At 68.9% G+C, this 21773-nt stretch carries 17 protein-coding genes and 1 pseudogene; 3 read left to right on the top strand and 15 right to left on the bottom strand.

Translation table 11 applies throughout. The features are described 5' to 3' along the window. Nucleotides 1-35: 35 nt before the first annotated feature. The gene (locus ACWCO2_RS31570) at nt 36-1250 is read left to right on the top strand and encodes an ROK family transcriptional regulator (protein WP_450131438.1); all 1215 of its coding nucleotides are present in this window, start codon (nt 36-38) and stop codon (nt 1248-1250) included. Nucleotides 1251-1289: 39 nt separating this feature from the next. Here the strand turns inward: ACWCO2_RS31570 and ACWCO2_RS31565 are convergent, their stop codons facing one another. The 9 genes and pseudogenes from ACWCO2_RS31565 to ACWCO2_RS31525 form a co-directional block, all read right to left on the bottom strand. Continuing rightward, nucleotides 1290-1529: a hypothetical protein gene (locus ACWCO2_RS31565; protein WP_450131437.1), complete on the bottom strand. Its 240-nt coding sequence runs from the start codon at nt 1527-1529 to the stop codon at nt 1290-1292. Between the two features lie 250 nt (nt 1530-1779). Continuing rightward, a pseudogene (locus ACWCO2_RS31560) lies at nt 1780-1978 on the bottom strand (RHS repeat-associated core domain-containing protein); the annotation flags it as partial. A 116-nt stretch (nt 1979-2094) separates the two neighbouring features. Then, nucleotides 2095-3396: a YrhB domain-containing protein gene (locus ACWCO2_RS31555; protein WP_450131436.1), complete on the bottom strand. Its 1302-nt coding sequence runs from the start codon at nt 3394-3396 to the stop codon at nt 2095-2097. Nucleotides 3397-3452: 56 nt separating this feature from the next. Further along, complete coding sequence (locus ACWCO2_RS31550; RefSeq protein ID WP_450131435.1) at nt 3453-5012, bottom strand: toxin glutamine deamidase domain-containing protein; 1560 nt, start codon at nt 5010-5012, stop codon at nt 3453-3455. Between the two features lie 37 nt (nt 5013-5049). Next, nucleotides 5050-5652 (bottom strand): YbaB/EbfC family nucleoid-associated protein, encoded by a 603-nt coding sequence (locus ACWCO2_RS31545; protein ID WP_450131434.1) that lies wholly within the window; start codon nt 5650-5652, stop codon nt 5050-5052. A 91-nt stretch (nt 5653-5743) separates the two neighbouring features. After that, nucleotides 5744-6523 (bottom strand): type VII secretion target, encoded by a 780-nt coding sequence (locus ACWCO2_RS31540; protein WP_450131433.1) that lies wholly within the window; start codon nt 6521-6523, stop codon nt 5744-5746. 20 nt (nt 6524-6543) lie between these two features. Next, a complete protein-coding gene (locus ACWCO2_RS31535) occupies nt 6544-7305 on the bottom strand; it encodes an ESX secretion-associated protein EspG (protein ID WP_450131432.1) in 762 nt (253 codons plus the stop codon). After that, nucleotides 7302-9044 carry a PPE domain-containing protein gene (locus tag ACWCO2_RS31530; protein ID WP_450131431.1) on the bottom strand — a complete coding sequence of 581 codons (1743 nt, stop codon included), beginning with the start codon at nt 9042-9044 and terminating at the stop codon, nt 7302-7304. The genes ACWCO2_RS31535 and ACWCO2_RS31530 overlap by 4 nt, the downstream gene beginning before the upstream one ends. A 67-nt stretch (nt 9045-9111) precedes the next feature. Next, the gene (locus ACWCO2_RS31525) at nt 9112-9537 is read right to left on the bottom strand and encodes a hypothetical protein (RefSeq protein WP_450131430.1); all 426 of its coding nucleotides are present in this window, start codon (nt 9535-9537) and stop codon (nt 9112-9114) included. A 123-nt stretch (nt 9538-9660) separates the two neighbouring features. On the opposite strand from ACWCO2_RS31525, the gene ACWCO2_RS31520 reads away from it, so the two are divergent. Beyond that, entirely contained in the window at nt 9661-11808 is a 2148-nt protein-coding gene (locus ACWCO2_RS31520; protein WP_450131429.1) for a BTAD domain-containing putative transcriptional regulator, read from the top strand. Nucleotides 11809-11849: 41 nt separating this feature from the next. On the opposite strand, the gene ACWCO2_RS31515 is transcribed toward ACWCO2_RS31520, so the two are convergent. From ACWCO2_RS31515 to ACWCO2_RS31495, 5 genes are all read right to left on the bottom strand, one after another. Then, nucleotides 11850-12707, bottom strand: a complete 858-nt coding sequence (locus ACWCO2_RS31515) for an SGNH/GDSL hydrolase family protein (protein ID WP_450131428.1) — start codon at nt 12705-12707, stop codon at nt 11850-11852. A gap of 166 nt (nt 12708-12873) precedes the next feature. Beyond that, nucleotides 12874-15147: an oxidoreductase gene (locus tag ACWCO2_RS31510; protein WP_450131427.1), complete on the bottom strand. Its 2274-nt coding sequence runs from the start codon at nt 15145-15147 to the stop codon at nt 12874-12876. A gap of 450 nt (nt 15148-15597) precedes the next feature. After that, entirely contained in the window at nt 15598-16362 is a 765-nt protein-coding gene (locus ACWCO2_RS31505; protein ID WP_450131426.1) for an amino acid ABC transporter ATP-binding protein, read from the bottom strand. Nucleotides 16363-16498: 136 nt separating this feature from the next. After that, nucleotides 16499-17311 (bottom strand): amino acid ABC transporter permease, encoded by an 813-nt coding sequence (locus ACWCO2_RS31500; protein WP_450131448.1) that lies wholly within the window; start codon nt 17309-17311, stop codon nt 16499-16501. 189 nt (nt 17312-17500) lie between these two features. Continuing rightward, the gene (locus tag ACWCO2_RS31495; RefSeq protein WP_450131447.1) at nt 17501-18322 is read right to left on the bottom strand and encodes a basic amino acid ABC transporter substrate-binding protein; all 822 of its coding nucleotides are present in this window, start codon (nt 18320-18322) and stop codon (nt 17501-17503) included. A gap of 457 nt (nt 18323-18779) precedes the next feature. Between ACWCO2_RS31495 and ACWCO2_RS31490 the strand changes: the two genes are divergently transcribed. Beyond that, nucleotides 18780-19547, top strand: coding sequence for an endonuclease/exonuclease/phosphatase family protein (locus ACWCO2_RS31490; protein ID WP_450131425.1), 768 nt, complete (start codon nt 18780-18782; stop codon nt 19545-19547). A 104-nt stretch (nt 19548-19651) separates the two neighbouring features. On the opposite strand, the gene ACWCO2_RS31485 is transcribed toward ACWCO2_RS31490, so the two are convergent. Beyond that, nucleotides 19652-21688 carry a VanW family protein gene (locus ACWCO2_RS31485; RefSeq protein ID WP_450131424.1) on the bottom strand — a complete coding sequence of 679 codons (2037 nt, stop codon included), beginning with the start codon at nt 21686-21688 and terminating at the stop codon, nt 19652-19654. Nucleotides 21689-21773 lie beyond the last annotated feature (85 nt).

Here is a 21773-nt window from a genome sequence, read left to right as displayed (position 1 = left end):
AAGTCAACGATCTCGCCACCCGACGAGGAGCGTTCATGGCGAAAGCGTCCTGGCAGGGCACGAATCTGCCCCGGGTGGGCGGCTTCAACCGGGCTGTCGTGCTCGACGCGATCCGCCGCCGCGGCGAGATCAGCCGCGTGGAGCTGGCCCAGCGCACCGGGCTGACCGCGCAGACGATGTCCAACATCGTCCGGGCGCTGATCGAGGACGGGCTGGTCACCGAGAACGGCCATGCGCCGTCGACCGGCGGGAAGCGCCGGGTGCTGCTGAAGATCGCGCCGGACGCTTATTCGTCGGTGGGCCTGCACCTGGATCCGGAGCGGATCACCGGAGTCCTGCTGGACATGGCTGGTGGTGTGCGGCTGCGTAGTACGCGTCGGCTGCCTGACGAGGCTTCACCGTCCGCCGTCGCCTCGGCGCTGACGCGGACGCTGCAGCAGCTCGTGCGTCGTTCCGGGGTCGACGAGGACCGGGTGCTCGGTGTCGGGCTCGCGGTGCCGGGACCGCTGGACGCGGCGCACCGGCAGGTGCTCTCGCCGCCGAACCTGGCCGGGTGGGGGACGGTGCCCCTCGCCGACATCGTCGCGGAGCGGGCGGGACTTCCGGTGGTGATGGACAACGACGCGACGGCTGCCGCGATCGGCGAGCGCTGGGCCGGCGGCGAGCACCGCGCGGGCTCGTTCGTCTACGTCCACTGGGGATCCGGCGTGGGCATCGGCGTGGTGCTCGACGACCAGGTGCACCGCGGCGTCAGCAACAACGCGGGCGAGATCGGCCACCTGAACAGCGGCGGCGGACGCGGATGTCATTGCGGCAGAAGGGGATGCCTGGAAGCGCACTGCTCGATGCGCGCGATCGTCGCGGACTGGCTCGCAGCGGGCGGCGAAGCCGACGACGCACCGATCGCGCAGTCCTACGAACAACTCTGCCGCCGAGCCGCGGACGGAGATGCCTTGGCAGGCAAGGTTTTGCGGACAGCGGCGACCAAACTGGGCCAGGCACTGGCGTCGGTGGTCAGCGTGCTCGACGTCGACCGCGTCATCCTGGGCGGACCAGCGCTGCGCCACGCCTCCGACCTGGTGCGCACCCAGGTGTCGAAGGTCCTGACCAAGCACGTGTGGGCCCCCGAAGTCCGCCCGGTCCAGGTCGCCCCAGCCCTGATCGGCGAAGACGCCGGAGCGGTAGGCGCGGCCTCGCTGGTGCTCGACCACGCCTACTCGCCCCGGCTCGCCACTCTTCTCGGGCCGTGAGGGCAGCCGCAGCGGATCAATACCCCAACTTGTCGGCTCTCACATCCTGTACGCGTTCGCTCCCGACGTGTCCTCGTGGAAGAAGTCCTGATTCCGCTTGCTCAGGGACGAGCCGCCACCCTTGGCCTCGATCACGTTCAAGTTCTTGCCATCCCAGTTGACAACGTCGGTGACCCGGGACTTGTCGTACTTGACGGCGTGCGACCGGGCTTCACCCGGCTTGGTGGGGAGATCATGCGGATCGGATTTGGTCAGGCCGTGCAGTTCGAGATTGTCCATCCCGGTGCGCGCACGCAGGTACTGCAATGCACCTTCGCCATCGCTTCGGAAGCGTGTCTTTTCGCTCCGGGGTTCGCAGGACTGTTCACGTAGTCGTTGACGGACTGATCGAATTTCGGATCGTCGATCACGTGGTCCTTGTTGAACTTGTTGTTCGACATCTTGGTCGCGCCGCTGTTCTGGACCAGGCTCGGTTTCGTGTTGGAGTTGGGGGTCGCCGGAGGAGTGGACGAACCACCGCTGTTCGAGCAAGAGGAGGTCAGGCCCAGCGGATCGGTCGCGACCAGCGGGTTGGACACGTAGGTGACCGGGTTCGGTGCGGGTGCGAGCCCCAGCGGGTCCTGGCTCACGTAGCGCGCCGTGGCCGGGTCGTAATAGCGGAACACGTTGTAGTGCAACCCGGTCTCCGCGTCGCGGTACTGCCCGGGGAACCGCAACGGCGTATCCGCGCTTCGCGGATCCGGGCACGTCCGCGGTTCAACGATCCGCAGCGGTCCGATCACAGTCGCTCCCCTCGATCGTGCATCACAACCCGATGCCCGGGTGGCGAAACGGGGACTTCGCCTCATCGGTGCATTGTGTAAGTGATGAGAAGCAGGCCGAAGGGGCTGTTCTCCAGCTTGGGCACAGCGGTGGGGTTCTGGGGATCCGCGATGCGGACCCGCCCGCCCTCGTTGGCAGCCGGCAGGAGCATTCCCACGGTCTCCCGGCCCCGACGGTCCTTGCGCCGCACCCACACCAGGGCGGCGGCATGCGGCGGCAACGTCGCGATCTCGGAGACCACCCCCGGCCAGTCAACGTGGTGGCTGGTGCCGAGAACCTGTCCCAGTTCTCGCATCGTCGGCTCGTACCAGGCGGCAGCGCCCGGGTTCGGGGGCGCCGGGAGGTTCTGCTCGTTCGCGTCCCAGCGTTCGAGGAACGCCCACGGATTCCCGTTGGGGAGCCCGAACGGGTCCTCCTCCGCGCTCTTGGGGACGACGAGCGCGGAATCGAGCAGCTGGTCGCGCCAGTCGCCGGTGCGCTTGAACGTCTCCGTGGTGCACGCGAACAGCCAGCCGCGGCGCAGCTCGTCCTCGGCGGCCGGGGCAACGAGGGTGACCTCACCGCTGTAGGTGGCGTCCAACCAGGCCGTCGCCTTAGCCACAGCCGAATCGAGATCGGTGGCAGGGCGCTGCCAAGGCACCGGGATGGGTTCGGGACGCGCGGACTTCCGGTGGAAAACCGCGACGGTCAGCTGGTGGACCTCCGCATCCCGGAGCTCGGCAGGCATCCCGCGCTGGGGGTCGAGCACCAGCACCGCGCCATCCACGTACTTGGCGTAGAGAAGGTGGCCGGTGACCTCCGCATCGCGGAACCGGCGGCGCAGCCAGACCACCGCGCAGGCACCCGGCCCGGCGGTGGTGATCGCTTCGAGCGCGGTGGCCCAGGTGCGATGCGTCGTCGTGGTCGCGTCCGGGAAGTGCTCCGCCAGCAGGCGGGTCCACCAATTCGGCTGTTCGTCGGCCGGTGCCCACGGCAACGCGCTCGCCTGCGCGCCCTGCAGAACGGCATCGATCGCGACCACGCAGTTGCGGGCGTTGACCCGCCAGCGCCACGGTTCCTGACCGGGAAAGACCGGGCCGCGTGGCGGGGTGAGGTTGAGCGCCTCGTCAATGGGCACCGAGTTCGAGACCGGGAAGGGCGCGGTGCCGTCCTTGGGGACGGCGATGGTGCAGGCCAGCATGGGCTGCGCGTTGGCTTCCCGGTTCGCGCATCCGACCAACCAGCTCTGCTGCCCCTCGGCGATCGGGGCCGTGCCCACGACATCGACACGGCCCCCGTAGACGAGCTCCAGCCAGGTGGCTGCGGTGCGGATCGGATCGATCATTTCGCGAACTGCTCGATTCTGTGGCGTCGGTTCAAGGGGCGGGTTGCCGAGTTCGTCTAGTAACCCATCGTGTACAGCTCGCTGGGCGGTCTGCTGATGTCGGCTGGCAAGCCGTTCTGCGCGTCGAGGTAGACGACCGCGCCGTTGGGGTTCTTGTGCACGTTGAAGAAGTGTCCGACCGGATCACCGGGCCATTTCGCCGCGACGGACGCCACGAACCCCGGCTGTTGCTGGGCGACTTCTTGGTTGAGCTGGTTGTAACCACCCGGAACCGGCTGGAATTTGTTGGCGGGCAACCCGCTCTGCACCGCACCGTTCTCCACGTCGCCCAAGGTCATGGGATTGGTGGGCCCGACCTGGTACGGCTGATTCCCTTTGAGGTGGTGCGCAGTGGCGACCGTACAGTACCCGCAGTTGGTGTTGTGCCCGGGTACGCCTTGGTCCCAATTGGGTTTGTTGATCTGCTGCACGCCGGGATAGTGCTGCTGCATGAAATTGTTCGCCGAGTTGTAGTCGAACGCGCCGGTCGGGCCGACGAAGCTCTGCGCGCTGACCACCTGCGGAGGTGGAGGAGCGCTGTTCTGCGGGGGTGGAGGCGCACTGTTCTGCGGGGGCGGAGGGCCGCCCTGGTTGGGCGCTCCGTACGAGGACGACCCGCCACCGGAACCGCCACTTCCGAACGACGACTGGGCTTTCGGATCACCGCCTGCGCTGGACGGTGTCGTCGAGGCGGGACCGTCCATACCGGACGGTTTGGTCGGGGCCGGTTCGCTGTCGGGCACCGACCTCGAGCCAGGGCCGTCGTTGCCGGTGGGACGGGCGGGGGCTGGGCTGTCGGGCTTGTTGGGGCCGCCGCCCTTGTCGTTCTTGATCCGGTCCAGGGCCTTCTTCGCGTCGCCGAAACCGTCACCCAGCTTCTTGATCAGCGGCGACAGCGCCTTCATCGCCTTGACCAGCTTCGTGGTCACATCAGCGATCTTCGACACCGTCTTGGCCACCGCCGCCACGACCTGCGGCACCACCCACGCCATCGCGATCCCCAGCGTCGCCAGGACCTGCAACGCCCACGACACCAGACGGCCGATGAGTTCGGCGATGATGTCACGCACCAGCGTGCGCACCGCCGCCACAACCTCGCCCGCGGTACCGATTCCGTCCGAGGCGCCCTCGGCAGCCTTCTGAGCGGCTTCGATGAGTTTTCCGGTGTCCTCGCTGCGCTGCCGATAAGCATCGGCGGCATCCCCGGTCCAGTCCGCGATATCACTGCTGACCATGTTGGCCATCTCGGTGTTGATCTCACCGAGCTCCGTGGCGACGTTCTTCCACGTCTCCGAATGCGCCTTGATCTGATCCGCATCACCGGTCAACGCATCCAGCGCATCCGACAACGGACCAACATGCTCCATCAGCCAGCCGACACCAGCCGCCAGGATCGACCCGAACGGATCCAACGCCATCGTCAGCGCATCCAGGCCGGTGCCCACCGCACCCATCACACCGGACGCCCAGTCCCCGGACTCGATCGCCTTCTTCGTCTCGTCGACCGACTCCATGATCGGCACACCGCTAAAGGCCTGCGTCGAATCCTTGCGCTCAGCGACCAGCGGGTTCGTCACGACAACACTCCGGGGTAGGGGGAACGGGCTGGATCAGTCAGTCCCGCAGCGGGTCGAAGTCGGGGCCGAACTCGTCGTCATCGTCTTCGAAGTTGGGCTTCTTCTTCGGTGCCGCAGGCGGATTCGGTGCAGCGGCCGGAGGTGCGGGCGGGGCCGGCGGCGGAGGCGTGTGGTCCTCCTCCTCGGCCGGGCCGTCCCACTTCGAGGAGGTCTCCGGCTCCTGCTCCTCGTCCTCGGGCTCCTCGGGGAAGCGTTCGCGCAGGTTGTCCAGCATCATCGTGCGCGTTTCCTGGTCCTCGTCGCCGAGGTGCGCCGTCATGGTCTCGCCGACCTTGTTGGCGATGTCGGACTGCGCGCGGTGCATCGTGGACAGGATCTGCGCGGCCAGCTCCGAAGGCGGCATGGAGCGGATCTTGTCGGTGAACTCCAGGTCCGTCACGCTGCCGTCGGCGCGCACCGTGACCTTGATGTGGCCGCCGTTGCTGGACGCGGTCAGCCGCAGCTGCTCGGTCTCGGCCTGCATGGCCTGGTAGCGCTGGGCCTTCTCCTCGAAGCCCTTCGCCCACTCCTGGATCCGCCGCTCCGCATCGTCCGGGTCAGCCCCGATCGCAGCGAACCCGCCCTGGTTCTGGCCCGGCATTGCATAACCTCCAAAAGACTTCTAAACCTGCGATCCGCCTGCTGCCCCGACCTCGGGGGGGCGGTGCGATGTCAGCTGCTAGACCCGTACCTCAGGTCGAGTAGATGTCGCCCTGGTACGTGCCAGTGGGGCGCTGCGTCGACTCCGTGGCCTGGTGAGCGGGCGTCGTCATCGGCTCGCCCTGCTGGGCCGGTTCCAGCGGAGCATGCGCCGGCGACGACATGGTCACGCCCAGCTGCATCGGCTCCATCGGCGCGTGCTGCGGCGTCGACATCGGCTCGCCGCGCTGCATCGGTTCCGGCGCGTTCTTCGCCGCATACTGCTGCGGCTCCGGCGCGTTCTTCGCCGCATACTGCTGCGGCTCCGAGTCCATCATCGGGCCGGACGACGAACGCCCCAGCATCGCAGGCGAAAAGCCCTGCTCCGCCGACTGGCTGGGCATGTGGCCGATGTTTTTCGCCTCGTACGAGGCCGAGGTCGAACCGCTCGGCGCGTGGCCGCCCGACGAAGAGCCCGAGCCCGAGCTCTCGACTGGTTCGCGCAGCGCGACGGCCGACTCCTTGACCTTGACGGCGTCGTCGAACTTGGAGAAGTTGTCCGCGCCCGCCTCGTCGGTCTCCTGGTAGTCCTTGGCCGTCTGGCGCACGTTGTCCGCCGTGGTGGTGATGCCCTCCTTGGCGGCCTTGAGCGCCTCCATGCCCTCCTCCTCCATCGGGTTGATGATGGGCGGGAGGAACGAGCACAGCACACCGTACGCCTCGTCGGACATCGCTTCCTGAGCAGCGGAAATCGCGGTGTCCACCCGGTCGGTCAGACCTTCCAGATGGCTGGCGTGCGCGGTCAGGTCCTCGGCCACGACCTGGAACGTCATGGTGATCCCCCTACAGCTCGTCAGTCGAGTTTGGCCAGGACTTCGCCCAGGCGGTGCTCGATGCGGCGGTTGTCGGCCGGGGCGATGCTCACGTGGGAGCGCTCGCTGACCATCAGGTACCGGCCCTCGTTGGTGTCGAACCAGGTGACCAGCGTCTTGGACCGGGCCTCCTGATGCGTGACGCCGAACTGCCCGCCACCGACGCGGGTTTCGACCAGCTCAGCCAGCACCGCTGCGTCCTGGCCGGACATGCCCGCCCGGACCAGCGCGGTCTCGTCGTCGTAGTCCCCGCCGAACGGGTCGTCGTCGTCCTCGTCCAGCGCGCGGTTCAGCTGGTCCTTGGGGACCGACAGCGCACGCTTCATGCCGGGTTGGCCGGGCGGCAGCACGCCGACCGCCGCCATCGCCAGCGCGGTCGGGCGGATCTCGGTCAGCCACAGCTCGCCGGACACCAGCTGCGCCAACACCCCGGCGCGGCGGGTGACCGCGGCCAAGGCCTGGACCGGCTGGCCGACGTAGCCGACCACGTCCACCGAAGTGTTGTTGTCGACGATCAGCTGCAGCAGACCCGCCAGCCGGTCGTCGAGCTGGTCACCGGAGGCCATGCCCCGGTCGGCCAGCGAGCGGAACGCGTCGGCGGCGAGGTCGGCGCGTTCCTCCATCGTCCGGCCGAGGCTGGGCACCTGGAGCGGGAACTGCGGGCGACCGTGGCCCAGAGCTCCGGTGACGAGGTCGTACTCCGCGGCGGACAGCACGAAGTCCGGCGCTGCTGTCGTCATCATCCCTGGTCCCGCTTCTTCTTCTTGCCCTCACCGATCACCGGCGGCGGCAGGTCGGCGCCCGGCACCTCCACGATCTGTCCGCCCTGGACGTACTTCGCGCTGCGTTCCTTGTCCTCTTCACCGCCACGGCCGCGGTTGCCCATCGCACCGCCGCCCATGCCCGGGGCTCCGGCAGCACCGGCCTGCCCAGCGCCACCGCCCATGCCACGGGCGCCAAGGCCGGGGTCACCAGGACGTCCTCCGCCGGTCCCCGAAGAGCCACCGGGGGCCAGGTTGGACGAGCCACTGGCACCGCCGCCAGCACCGACACCGGCTCCACCAGCGCCACCGCCGACGCCTCCACCTCCACCCAAGCTCGGGATCGCGCCCGGGCCGCCGCGGAAGCCACCGGGGCCACCGCCAGTGCCACCGGGACCGCCACCACCGGGGCCGGTCAAGCCACCGGGGCCACCCGGGATCGGCGGGACCTGCCCACGCCAACCCGGGCCGTTCTGGTTACCGGGCTGGTTGCTGCCGGGCCGGTTCCGGTTCGGACCGGAAGGCAGCTGCGGACCCGGACCCATGTACGGCCGCGGCTGGTACGTGTGATCCCCGTTGCCACCGGGTCCTGTTGGGAGGGTCGGCGGCTTGAAGCTCTGCGGACTAGTGCCCTGCGGACTCGTCCCCTGCGGGGTCGTGCCGCTGGGGTCCAGCGGCGGGATGTTCGGCATCGGCATCGACTTGGTCGGACTGTCGAACCCGCCGCCAGGTCCGCCGCCGATCCCACCAGGCCCGCCACCGAGCGCACCAGGGCCGGCGGGGCCATCGCCCAGCTTCGGCATCGGCATCGCCTTCGTCGGACCGTCGAACCCGCCGCCAGGTCCGCCGCCGATCCCACCAGGCCCGCCACCGAGCGCACCAGGGCCGGCGGGGCCATCGCCCAGCTTCGGCATCGGCATCGCCTTCGTCGGACCGTCGATCCCACCGGGCCCGTTCGCCGCAGCCGGCGACATGCCCTCCGGGGTCGTGGAGGCCGGATCCATCGGCTGGCCCTGCTGCTGCGGCTCAAGCGGCTGGCCCTGCTGCTGCGGATCCATCGGCCGGCCCTGCTTCTGCGGCTCGAGCTGCTGGTCCGCACCGCCAGCGGCCATGGGGGCCATCCGGGCGTGCATCCGCTCCTCGGTCACCGGGTTCGGCGGCGGGGTGAAGCGCGGGGTCTCGCTGTCGATGGTGCGAGACTGGGCCTCCATGTTGGTCATGACCTGGACCGCGCGTTCGTGCGCGGAGGTGGCCTGAGCCTGGTGGGCCTGCAGGTCGTTGGTGGCCCTGGTGAAGCTCTCGAGGTCGTTGGTGGCGTAAGCGCCGATGACCGCTGCGGTCAGCACTTCCCCGCCCTTGACCGGTTCGGGCATCTCGGCCTTGGCGACCTCCATGACCCGGCCCTGCGTGGAGATCCGCGCCGCCAGCGAGCCTGCTGTGTCGCCCGCTTGGACGTTCCAGTCGGCCAGCTCCTGGATCGCGGCGCGCGCTGCGTCAGCGGCCTGCCCCTGCCAGCCGGTTTCGGTGCCCCGAACCCGCTCCGACATGCGCTGCGCGGCTTCGCCGATGTCGCGGCTCAGCCCGTTCCACTCGTCGGACAGCTGACCCACTCGGCCGGGGTCGTTGTCGGTGTGCACCGCCGCGTAGAGCTCTTCGTGGCTGCGCGAGGCCCAGTTCTGCGTTTCGGTCAGCACGATGTCCGGCTGCTCCGGACTGCTCATCGGCTGGGTCATCTCCGCCCTTCATCCCCTCGACTGCGGTGGGCGCACCCCAGCGTCGCCCGACCCATCACATGCGGTTCTGGAACGCGGCGTCCGCGATCTTGCGGAAGTCGTCCGCGGCGTGCTCGTCGGCGTCCCGGTAGGTGCGCATCGCCTCGTTGATCGCGTCGCGCGCTTCTTCGACGACCGCGCGGTACTGCGTCAGCACGTCGGTGAAGGAGTTCTCGCCGCCCTGCGCGCGAGTGGCGAACTTGACCGCCATCGCCTGGCCGACCGGGTTCTGCCCCAGCGGCGCGTTCCCGGTGAGGCCGTTGGCGCGCCTCAACCATTCGTCCACTGTGGACATCTGGTCTTCCAGCGCTTCGCGGAGCTGCTCACCCGCGGCCGGCTCCAGGCGCAAGTCCTGCGATTCGACCGCTTGGCGCAACTGCTTGATGCCTGCGGCGGAACGGGCCAGCGTGCGAGTCGCCTGCACTTCCTCGGGTTCGCTCATGAGTCCCCCAGACACAACAACACCGCACTATGATCGCAAGCGTCGCCAACGTCGGCCCAACGTCTCGCCAATACATCGGGGCAATCGGTGAGCGCGTCCGACGGAGCATTCGAACGAGAGTGGATGTCTTCTCGAGGAAAACCGCCGCAGCTGCGGATTCGCCTGCTGGGGCCCGTGGAACTGCTGCGGGCCGACGGCAGCGCGACCGCGATCGGCGCCGCCAAGCGGCGCAGCGTCCTGGCCGCGCTGGCCATCGAGCTGAACCGCGTCGTGTCCGCGGACCGGTTGATGGACATCGCGTGGGAGGGCAAGCCACCGCCCACAGCCAAGGCCGCGCTGCAGGGCCACATCGCCAAGCTGCGAAGGGAACTCGGCGACGGTGTCGAGCTCGTCACGCGCGCACCCGGCTACCAGTTGCTCGCCCCGCGCGCCGCGGTCGACATGACGCAGTTCGAGGACCTGGTCGCCGCGGCCCGCAACGCCCCCGACACCGAGGCGGTCGAGCTGCTGGACGCCGCGTTAGCCCTGCACCACGGCCCGCCGTTGGCCGATGTCGCCGCTGAGCTGCTGCGCCGCGAGGTCGTGGACCGGCTGGATGAGTCGATGATCAACGCGGTGCACGAGCTGGCCTGGCGGCTGCACCGGATCGGCCGCGCGGACGAGGGGATCAACCCGCTGCGCGAGGCCGTGGCGATGCGCCCGCTGCGCGAACCCCTGGTGGAACTGCTGGTGCTGAGCCTGCACCAGGCCGGACGGCAGGCCGAGGCGCTCGACGTCTACCACTCGACGCGGTCCCGGCTCATCGAAGAGCTCGGCGTCACCCCAGGTCCGGGCCTTCAAGCGGCGTTCCAGACGGTGCTCAGCGCGGAGGGTCCGGAACCGACCGCGGTGCCGTGGCAGCTGCCCAGGGAGAACAGCTGGTTCGTCGGCCGGGAGGCCGAGCTCGCACAGCTGGACCGCAGCCGCGGCGACGGCGATGTCCGGATCATCACCGGCCCGGCGGGGGTCGGCAAGACCGCGCTCGCGCTCCGCTGGGCGCACCGGTCGGCCGAGCGCTTCCCCGACGGCTGCCTGTTCGCCGACCTCCGCGGGTTCAGCGAGACCGAACCGGTGGAGCCCGGCCAGGTGCTGAGCGCTTTCCTCCGCGCGCTCGGCGTGCCCGATGTGCGCATTCCCGACGATCTGGACGAACGTGCCGCGCTGTACCGGTCGGTGCTGGCGGACCGGCGGGTACTGGTGGTCCTGGACAACGCGAGCTCGGCCACGCAGGTGAAGCCGATGCTGCCCGGATCCGGCCGCGCAGTGCTGGTGACCAGCCGGAGCAGGCTGGACGGACTCGCCGTGATCGCTGGAACAGTGCGAGTGACGGTGCCGCCGCTTAGCCGGGAAGCGTCGGTCGACGTGCTCCGGTTCGTGCTCGGTTCCAAGCGGATCGACGCCGAGTCGGAGGCCGCCGTGGAGCTGACCGAGCTGTGCGACCGGCTTCCGCTGGCGCTGCGGATCGCCGCGGCCCGCGCGGCGGGACCTCCGCAGCGCACGATCCGCTCGCTGATCGACACCTCCTCCGACCCGCGCCACCGGTTGGCCAAGCTCTCGCTGCCGGACTCCGGCGAAGGCGTCCACACCGCGCTGACCGGCAGCTTCCAGCGGCTCGACGCCGGCGCGGCCCGGCTGTTCCGGCTGCTGTCCGAACATCCCGGCGGCACCGTCGACTGCTTCGCCGCCGCCGCGCTCGCGGACACCACGATCCACGAGAGCTTCATCCAGCTGGAGCGGATGGCGGCGTTCCACCTGCTGCACGAGACCGACGACGGCCGCTACCTGCAGCCCGGGCTGGTCCGGCTGTACTCCACCGCGATCGCCGCGGAGGAGTCGGACGTGGAGCGCAATGCCGCGTTCAACCGGCTGCTGGACTTCTACCTGCACACGGCGGATCGGGGGTTGCGGTTCGTCTCGGACTCGCCGTGGCGCCGGTGGACCGGTCCGCCGCCGGCGGATCTTCCCGAGATCCTGAACGCGCAGGCGGCGCTGCACTGGTTCCGGGCGGAGGAGGCGAATCTCCACAAGATGCTCGGGCTGGCGATCCTGCGCGACGAGCACGCGCGGGCCTGCCACCTGGCGTTGTCCTTGGAGCGCTTCCACCACCGGCTCGGCGACCGCGCGGCTCAGCTCGAGGTGTTGCGCTGCGGCCTGAACATCGCGGGCGAGCTGCGCGATGTGCGAGCGCAGGTGACCTTCTCCGTCCACCTCTGCGAAGGCCTGGCCTCATGAGAAAGCCCCGTGCTTCGGCACGGGGCTTTTCCGTTGTGGTGTCAGGAATCCGCGTGCGTGATGGCCTTCGCGACGGCTTCGCCGAATGCCTGCATTCCCTTGGCGTTCGGGTGCAGCGGTGCTGCCACCGACGTCGGGATGACGCCTTCGTAGTACTTGTCCTGCGGTGCCGCGCAGATGTCGTGACCGCGGCTCACCGCTGCCAGGTCCACGAACTTCGCGCCGTGCGCCGACGCGCGCTCGTGCAGCATTTCGCTCAGCTCGTCCACGCTGGACTGGATGTAGTCGGCGTCCTTCGACCACACCGGCTGGATCGGGTAGCAGCCGCCGGGCCGCAGGTAGGTGCCGTAGCCGACGACCACGATCTCGGCGTGCGGCGCCTTCTTCTCGATCTGCTTCAACATCCCGTCGACCTTCGGGGCCAGCGCGTCAATCCGCTCCGCCAGCTCGTCGCGCCCGCCTGCGGTGAAGCGGTCCTTGCAGGACCTGCCGGCCGGTTCCGGCAGCAGGTTCAGGCAGGACACCGCGGCCTGCACCAACTTCACGTCGTTGCCGCCGATGGTGACCGTGACCAGGTCGGTGCTGCGCTTGAGCGCGTCGTACTGGGGCGGCACTACGCCGTACTGCTTGTTCGAGAAGTCGCTGATCGTCGCGGCGGAGCAGGTCACGTCGGTCAACTCCGCGCCGATCAGCTCCGCAGCAACCCGCGGGTAGTTCTTCTCGGAGCGGAAGCAGTTCGAGTCCGGGTCCTGGTCGGGGATGAGCGGGCCGGCCGCGGCGGAATCGCCCATCGCGACGTACTCGAGGTCGTTGGTGGCCGCGTGCGCTGTCGGGGCGAGCGCGACCGCTGCGGCAGCCATGGCGAAGCCGAGTTGGGTGAGACGACGGAACCGGACCACGCGAACCTCCGTGCCGTGGCGAGGACTTGGCCAACCTGATCTAGCACGGAAGATCCACCCCAGCCAGACACTTCACCCGATCATCGAGTGGCACTTCCGAAAACCCGCACACCACCTGCGAAGGGTTGCCAATTTCTCGCGAAATTGACCACCCCTGGGGTGACGGCTACTGGTCGCGGCGGAGGGCTCTGGTGATACCGGCGGCGACTGTGGTGGCGAGGATCCAGCCCGAGGCGATCAGGACGACGGTGATCCACTCCGAGTTGCCTTCGGCTCGCCACATCACGTCGTGGCCGAGGTTGATGATCGGCACCAGTTGGTCCACTGTGTACAGGAACGGGTTCCAGACCGGGTGGTCCTCCTCGTTGATCGGGTGCAACTCGTGGAAGTTGAACCAGCTGGTGCCCGCCGCGGTCAGCAGCACCAACCAGATCAGCGCGCGCAGCGGCCGGAAGCCGTAGCTCACCGTGACCAGCTGCAACGTGCTCCACAACCGCACCGGCAGGCGGAACACCGGCCGGGTCGCCGCCGCGATCGCCTGGTACCGGCGCCGCTGCTTCTCGATCAGCACCGTGACCGCGTGCTCCTCGTTGCCGTTGCCGCGGAACACCTTCGCCAGCTGGTCGTAGGGCCCCGGCTGGTACCGGCCGCCGGAGTTGGCGCGCAGCCAGCCCAGCCGCTCCAGCACGGTCGCGCGGTCGGTCGGCTCGATGGTCTCGGTGAAGTTGTCGTAGGTGAAGTCCTCGACGTCCACGCCACCGGACGCCGCCCACAGCGCCGAGTTGTCCGCCAGCAGCTCGCACTGCGCCTGCCGCAGCATGATCCGGCCCTGCGGTGCGGTTTCCGGCAGCAGCGTGAACTCCTGCACGACCAGGCCGAAGGCGTTGATCGCGTTGCGGCTGGAACCGTCGCCGAGCCGGCAGCCGTAGAAGTTGGCCTGCCGCCCGATCTGCGCGCGCCGCAGCTGCACCTCGCCCTCGGCGAGGAACGGCCGACCGCCCGACGCGCACACCAGGTCGCGCGCGATCTGCGCGGCGCGCAGGTCCACCGACGGCTTGTAGGCCAACTTGTGCCGGTGCCAGGCGGGTTTGGTCAGCTGCGCCGAACGCAGGTCGACGTTGGCGCCGATCCGGGCGCCCTGCAGCTGGAGGGAACCCGCGATCTCGGTGTCCCGGCAATCCAGGTTGCTGCCCACCTTGATCCGGCTGGCCTGCACCACGTCGGTGCGCGGCCCGCGCAGCCGCGCCCGGTTCAGCTGGAAGCTGCCGTAGACCTGGACGTCGACCATCCGCACCTGGCCGTGCAGGTCGGCGCGCGAGGCGTCGACGTTGCCGAGGATCTCGGTTCCGTCGATGTGCAGCGCACGCAGCGGCTGCTCCACCGCGGCCTTCGCCGACCGCGACCAGCCCAGGTCGATGCTCGCCCCGGCCATCCGCAGGTCGCCGCCGATCCGCGCGCTGACCATCCGGATCGTTCCGCCGCTGCGGAAGTTCTGGTCTATCTGCACGTCACCGCGGATGTCGCCGCGGTCGAAGATCAGCGTGCTGGTCGGGTCGTCGTGCTTGGACTCGCCGCGGCGCGGCGGCATCATGCCGGGCTCCAGCACCGCGTCGCGCAGCCGGACGTCGCCGGCGATGTGCGCGCTGGGTATGAACATCACCCCGGCCACGCTCAGCGGCCGCTTGCTCGTCGGGTCGACGTCGCAGCGCAGGCTGCCGCCGATCTGGATCCCGTTGGCGTTCAACGCGATTCGCCCGCGGTTGCGCAGCGTGCCGCCGGAGAGGGTGAGGTTGCCGCCGACCTTCGCGCCGGGGATGCGGATCTCGCCGCGGACCTGCACCCGCAACCCGATCAGCGCACCGGACACCGACAGCCGGTCGCCGTAGATGGCGCGGCCTCCGGGGTTGCGCAGCTCGCTGTCGTTGAACAGCAGGGAACCGCCCAGCTGCGCGTCGGCGAGGTCGATCCCGCCGTTGCTGGTGCAGTTGCGCAGCACCGTGTCGTTGCTGGTGCTGAGGTTCCGGGCGTTGAGGCCGGGCAGGCAGCAGTGCCAGAGGACCAGCCCGGCGATGCTGGCCTGTCGCAGGTCCGGGACGAGCTCGAACCGGCAGCGGACGAACTCCAGCAGGTAGGGAAGGTCGGTGGCGCGCAGGTCGACGCGGCCGGTGATCACCGCGTTCTCGATGGCGATGACCGGCTGCTGGCCGGTGCGGCGGGAGAACGGCCGCCAGCCGGTCTCGTCCAGCGACTCCACCAGGCGGCGGCTGAGGTACTCGCCGCGGATGACCCGCTCCGGGTCGTGGCTGACGGCGTGCACGTCCAGCGGTGGGCTGGTGTCGGGGGCCACGCGGTCGCTTCTGCTCTGCCGTAGGAGCTCCTCGAACCGCTGCTCGGCAGCGGTCAACGGACCGTTGCTCTCCCACGGCTTGACGACCGCCACCAGTTCCCCCGACCGTGTCCAGTTTCGTCGTTCCACACGAAAGGTAGTCGATCTACGACTCCACCAACTCTGACGTGTGATCTCGCCAGAAGGTTGCGAACAGCCCAACGGTGCAACCGAACGGCCCAACGAGAAGTTCCACGTGAAACCACCCCTGCGCCCCGCGTTCCCCCGAACGCACCAGCCCCCGGCGCGTCGGACACCCAACACGCCGGGGGCAGTGGACAACTACCCGCCCCTGTGGACAACTCCCGCAATCTCAATGGAAATCAGACGTCTGATTTCCATTGAAATTGCGCCCATCCCAGGCCGGCGCGGTCCGCGAGGGTGCCGTACCGGGGGGGCGGGCGGAACCACAGTTTCAATTGAAACTGTAAATCCCAGGCACGGCGGATCACAGTTTCAATTGAAACTGTGGCTCTAGGGTCGGGACCGGCGGGCGGGGACTGGTCACTCCACGGCGGCTTCGGGGTGGGTGTGGGTGTGGGTGGGGTCGAGGACTCGGGCGAGGAAGGTCCGGGTTCGTTCTTCATTCGGGTTGCCGATGACGTCGGCCGGGTCGCCCTGCTCGACGATGCCGCCACCGTCCATGAACAGGACGCGGTCGGCGACCTCGCGGGCGAACTGCATCTCGTGGGTCACCACGAGCATCGTCATGCCCTCGTCGGCGAGCTGGCGCATCACGCCGAGCACGTCGCCGACCAGCTCCGGGTCCAGCGCCGAGGTCGGCTCGTCGAACAGCATCACCTTCGGGTTCATCGACAGCGCCCGCGCGATGGCGACCCGCTGCTGCTGACCGCCGGAGAGCTGCGCCGGCATCGAGTCGACCTTCTCCGCCAGCCCGACCCGGTCCAGGTTCTCCCGCGCGGTCTTCTCCGCGGTCTTCTTGTCGCGGCCCAGCACCTTGCGCTGCGCCACGGTCAGGTTCTCCAGCACCGACAGGTGCGCGAACAGGTTGAACTGCTGGAACACCATGCCGATGTGCCGCCGCGCGCCGTCCAGGTCGGTGTCCGGATCGGTCAGCTCGATGCCGTCCACCGAGACCTTGCCCGCGGTCGGCTCCTCGAGCAGGTTCACGCAGCGCAGCAGGGTGGACTTGCCGGACCCGGACGGCCCGATCACGCACACCACCTCGCCACGCTCGACCTGCAGGTCGATGCCGCGCAGCACCTCCAGCGAACCGAAGGACTTGCTCAGCCCGGAGATCTCGATCATCACAGTTCCGCCTCTCCGCGATTCACGGTGGTGGTTGCGTTCAGCATGAATCTCGCGTTTCGCGGCTTCTCGTGGCTGGTTCGCGTCACGTTCCCCTGAGGTGCGGTTGCGCAGGGCTCGGGTTGGCACGGACTGTTCATGCTCCCGCGCCTCCGTGGCCGCTCTTGGTCCGCACTCCGCTGCCGTACCTGCGCTCCAGCAGGTTCGAAACCCGGGACAGCGGGATGGTGATGATCAGGTAGCACAGGCCGGCGATCAGGATCGGCGTCAGCGACTGGTACTGGTTCAGCGCGCCGCGACCGAACTTCGCGAGCTCGTACTGGTCGGCGGACAGCCCCAGCAGGTAGATCAGCGAGGAGTCCTTGGTCAGCAGGATCAGCTCGTTGGTCAACGGCGGCAGGATGATCCGGAACGCCTGCGGCATCACCACGGTGATCATGGTGCGCGCCGGGGACATGCCCAGCGAGCGGGCGGCTTCCACCTGACCGCGCGGCACGGCCTGGATGCCGGCGCGGATCGTCTCGGCCATGTAGGCCGCGCCGACCAGACCCAGGCTCAGCATCACCGTGGAGTAGATGTCGAACTGCAGCTGGAACGCGATCGGCACACCGAAGCCGAGCGCGATGAACACCAGCAGCGCAGGCAACCCGCGGAACAGCTCGATGTAGCCGGTGGCAATCCACCGATACGGGGCGATCGACGACATCTTCATCAATGCGAGGACGATGCCCAGCACGAGGCCGAAGCCGAAGCCCAGAGCGGTGTAGATGATGGTGTTCACCAAAGCAGTGGTGATCACGTCGGGGAACTGCGCCGCGGCGACCTCGACGTTGAAGAACGCACGGCCGATCTGGCCCCAGTCAGCGACCACGACCAGCGCCACAATCGCGATGACCAGGACGGCGTACTGGATGCCGCGGGTCAGCCTCGCTCGCTGTCGTCGGCCCATTCTGCTCGTGGGCCGCTCGGTCTCGGTTGTCATCGAAAGCTCCTGTGTCTCACCGGGAAACAGCCTCAGCGGGTTTCGCCGGAGCAGCTGGTTCCAGGGGCGGGCGACCAATCACGGCCCGACGGAGGACATTTGCGTGGTCAGCGTCGCGAGGCCAGCGAGCTGCGGGCCCCGCGACGGCTGGTCGCGTCACTCCGGCTTTTTGCCGAACCACTTCTCGTAGATGGCGTCGTACTCGCCGGATTCCTTGGCCTTCTTCAGGGACTCGTTGACCTGCTTGAGCAGCGCGGCGTTGCCCTTGCGGACCCCGATGCCGTACTTGTCGCCAGTGGCGAACTCCGTGGTCACCTGGGTGTCCGGGTTGTTCTTGGAGAAGTTCAGCAGCACGCCGTTGTCGTTGATCGCAGCGTCGACACGACCGGTCTGCACCGCGGTCTCCTCCAGCGCGAGATCGTCGAAGACCACGACCTCGTAGCCGAACTGGTCCTTGTTCTTCTCGGCGTACTCCTGGCCGGTGGTGCCGACCTGGACGCCGAGCTTCTTGCCGCGCAGCTGGGCGAGGTCGGTGGTGCCTGAGTCCTTCTTGACCAGCAGCGCCTGCTCGGCGTTGAAGTACGGGTCGGAGAAGTCGAGGTTCTGCTTGCGCACGTCGGTGATCGTCATGGCCGCGGCCGCGACGTCGCACTGGTTGCTGTTCAGCGACTCACCGGACTGGATGCCCTCGTCGAACGGGGCGTCGACGATCTTCTGCTGCACACCGAGGTCGCGGGCGACGAAGTCGACGAGGTCGACGTCGAAACCGACCGTCTTGCCGTCCTTGTCGAACTGGAACGGCTCGTAGGGCAGGTGGGTGCAGGTGGTCAGGAATCCCGGCTGCACCAGTTCCACAGCGCCGTCAGCGGCTTCACCACCACCTCCGGTCGGTTGCGCGCAACCCGCTGACAGCACAGCCAGGGTCAGGGCGGGCAGCAGAGCGGCTGCTCGAAGTGCTCCTCGACGACGCGCCACGATGTCACTCCTAGTAGGTGAGGACCTGAGTCGTTGAATGGTGCCACCCGATCGGGCGTAATCCCAACGCTGAATGTTGCGAAGCCATCAAATTTTTCGGCCACCGCGGCCGCCGTTGCCCGCCGAGATCGACAAACCTGGCGGTTCGGTACCGAGGCGACGAGAGGAATTCCGCCGAACCTCCCGCTTCTCCGTGGGTCGTTTGCCCACATCGTCCGAGTGCGCTTCAGTCTCATGTGGCGCGCGCCACTGGTCAACCGGGGCCGCGAACCGGTTTGGCCGCCACGAATCGACACCCAGAAGATCACTGTCCGTACACAGATCGTCATCTCAGGCGACGCCCCAACGCGCAGGTGTCGAGAAGTCGCCACTAGCCCATCCAGCGGTCGAGCGGATTCGCGCTGGTCCGCAGACTGCAACGAGCCCTTCGGCGAAGGCCGAAACCCCGAAGGAGGTCACGATGCTCCGTCGTTCGACCGTGCTCTGGCTGGTGGCCGCGCTCGCCGCCGTCTTCTCCGCCGTGCTCCCCGTCGCGCACGCGCAGGCCCCGGCCGCCCGATCCTTCGACGTGCTCCAGCTCAACCTCTGCAACGGCGGTGACGAGGCCTGCGGCACCCCGGGCCAGGCCGTCGACGCCGCGATCGACACCATCCACCAGCGGCAGCCGACCGTGGTGACGCTCAACGAGGTCTGCGCCTCCGACACCACCCGCATGACCAGCGAAACCGGCTACGGCTGGGAGTTCACCCCGGTCGGCGACGCGAACACCGGCGACCCGGCCAAGTGCCACGACGGCCGCGGCGATGCGGGCGTGGCGATCCTGACCCACCCCGATCTCGGCGCCCCGGGCGAACCGGTCGAGCGGCAGTTCGCCGCGCAGGACGGCAGCGGTGTGCAACGCGTTCTGCTGTGCGTGCCGTACTCGCAGGTCTCCGCGTGCACATCGCACCTGTCCCGGGAAGACGGCCAGGTGGCGGCCGGGCAGTGCCGCGAGCTGACCTCGATCGCTACCGCGCTGGGCACGCAGACAGTGCTGGGCGGGGACCTGAACCTCGTCGTCGGCGGCAACCCCGACGTCCAGGCGTGCGTGCCGGACGGCTGGTACCGCAAGGACGACGGCAGCGTGCAGCACGTGTTCGCGATGGACTCCTTCCGCTTCGAACGAGCCGAAACCCTCCCCATCAACGGCACCGACCACCCCGGCCTCCTGGTGCAAACCACCCACTGACACGACGAAGGGCCCCCACCGGATTCGGTGCGGGCCCTTCAGGTCGTCGAGTACCGACCCGCGGGGGAACCACAGTTTCAATTGAAACTGTGATCCCGCTGTCGTCACGGCGGCGGCGGTGGGCCGCAGTGGATGATCGGTTGCGGTTCGTAGCGGGTGCGCTGGGTTTCGCTGCGCGTCTGACCGCTGCTCAGGTCCCGGATGGTGCGGGTGTCGGTCACCGTGAAACCGGGCGTGCCCTTGCTCGGGCTGCACGGCTCACCCGGCGGCACGACCTTCTCGTGCGGATCCGTCGGGTTGGTCCGCTCGCCGGTCTGCGAGGACACGTCGAACTGCTTGGTGCCCCACAGCTTCACCGTGATCGACTGCGGTGTCCACTCCGTGGTGATCAGGATGCCGCTCTTGGAGACGTTCTTGAACTTGACGTCGATGACGCTCGCGCCGCTCGGGCTCTGGAACACCGTCGCCTCGCGGCCCGCCGGGTAGCGGCTGATGTAGTAGCTGTGCGCCTTGTGCTCGACGTCCTGCATGCCCGCGAAGTACGAGGCGTTGTACAGGGTCGTGGCGAACTGCGAGATGCCGCCGCCGACCGCGCGACCGGGTCGGCCGTCCTGGATGATCCCGGACTCCACGTAGCCCTGCGCGGCACCGCGCGGACCGGTGTGGCCGTTGAGGCTCCACGTCTCGCCGGGCTTGATGACCGCGCCGTTGACCTGTTCGGCGGTGCGGCGGATGTTCACCCCGGACGCGGACTCGAAGCCACCGGTGCTGAACTCGCCGACGACCTCCTTGATGCCCAGCTGGTCGGCCTGTTCGGTGGTGAACTTCGCCGGCTGGTGCTCGTAAACCGCCTGCACCGAGCGCTCTTCCGGCGCGCGCAGCACGTCGAGGAGCTTCTCGAAGCTCTTGTCCCAGTTCACCCCGATTCCGTCGACGGACGGCCGCACCACGGGGTGCCCGCCCTCGAGCACGATCTCGGCGTCCTTGCCGGGCTTGATGGTGTCGGCCAGCTGCGGCTCGACGGCGCCGACCGCGGTGGGCATGTCCACGCTGGCCTTCAGGCCGCCCTGGCCGTCCGGCTCGAAACGCAGCGCACCGGCGATCGCCTCCGGCTCGAGGGTCGCGTCCTTGCCCTCGCCGCGCACCGTCACCGGCGACTTCACGGCGGGCTCGGCGACCTCGCGCAGCGCCCGCTGCACGCCGTCCTTGGTGGTGCTGACCGGCTTCTCGGTGAAGGGGATGCTCACCGGACCGCTCTCGGCCCAGTGCGACAGCACCTCGTCGGTGGCCTTCTGCACGTCGATGGACTGGCCGGTCACGGGGTCGACCGCGACGGCCTTGGCGCCCTCGAAGCGGATGGTGCCCTCGGCCGGTTCCCGGTCCAGCTGCGGCCGGACCTGCTCCAGCGCCTGCGCGAGATGCTCCCGGTCGCCGCGGCTGACCGGGGCGACCTCGTGGGTGCTGAACAGCGAGGAGATCCGGGTGAACGGGTTGAGCGGCTGTTCACCGGCCTCCTGGACGGTCGCCGCCCAGTCCATCTCCAGCCCGGCGTCGGCCGGCTTGATGGTCGCCGAGCGGTCCGCGACCTTCAGCTCCACCGGCTCGTCCAGGCCCGGGCCGAGGTCGTTGCGCAGCTGCGTCTCGGCCGCCGCGGGCTCCAGGCCGCCGATGTCGACGCCTGCCACGACGGTGCCGCGCGGCACGGTTCCGCTGGTGAAGGCCAGGTCGCCGATGTAGAGCAGGGCCAGGGCGCCGACCGCCGCACCAGCGGCGATACCGGCGCGGATGAGGCCGCGCTTCTTGCGCTCGTCCGCCGACTGCGGCGGCACGACCGCGCTCCAGCCGGTGGGTTCGGCGTTGACCTGCGGGATCGACTGGGTCTCACCGAGCGGGAAGTTGCTGAAGTCGGCGGGCACCGCGGCGATCTGCACGGTGCGCTCGGCGTCCGACTCGGGCTCGGGGGTCACCGGGGGAATCGGGGAGATCTGGGTGGTCTGCTCGACCTCGGTTTCCGGCTGGACACCACCGGTCGAGCTCTGGTCCGAACCGGTGCGGAGCCGTTCGGTGGACGGGTCCGAACCGGTGCGGAGCCGTTCGGTGGACGGGTCCGCACCGCTGTGCTGGTCGTGGTTTTCCGGCACCGCTTCCCCTTCTCCTGTCGGTCTTGCGGTGGGGGAGCCTGGAGTCGTCGGCTCCTGCGCTTCGCCGGCCGTCGCGCCTGACCGA

It is taken from the genome of Saccharopolyspora sp. NPDC002376, from assembly GCF_053593195.1.
The sequence above is the reverse complement of the archived record's forward strand: the minus strand, read 5'-3'. Positions and strand labels throughout refer to the sequence as shown.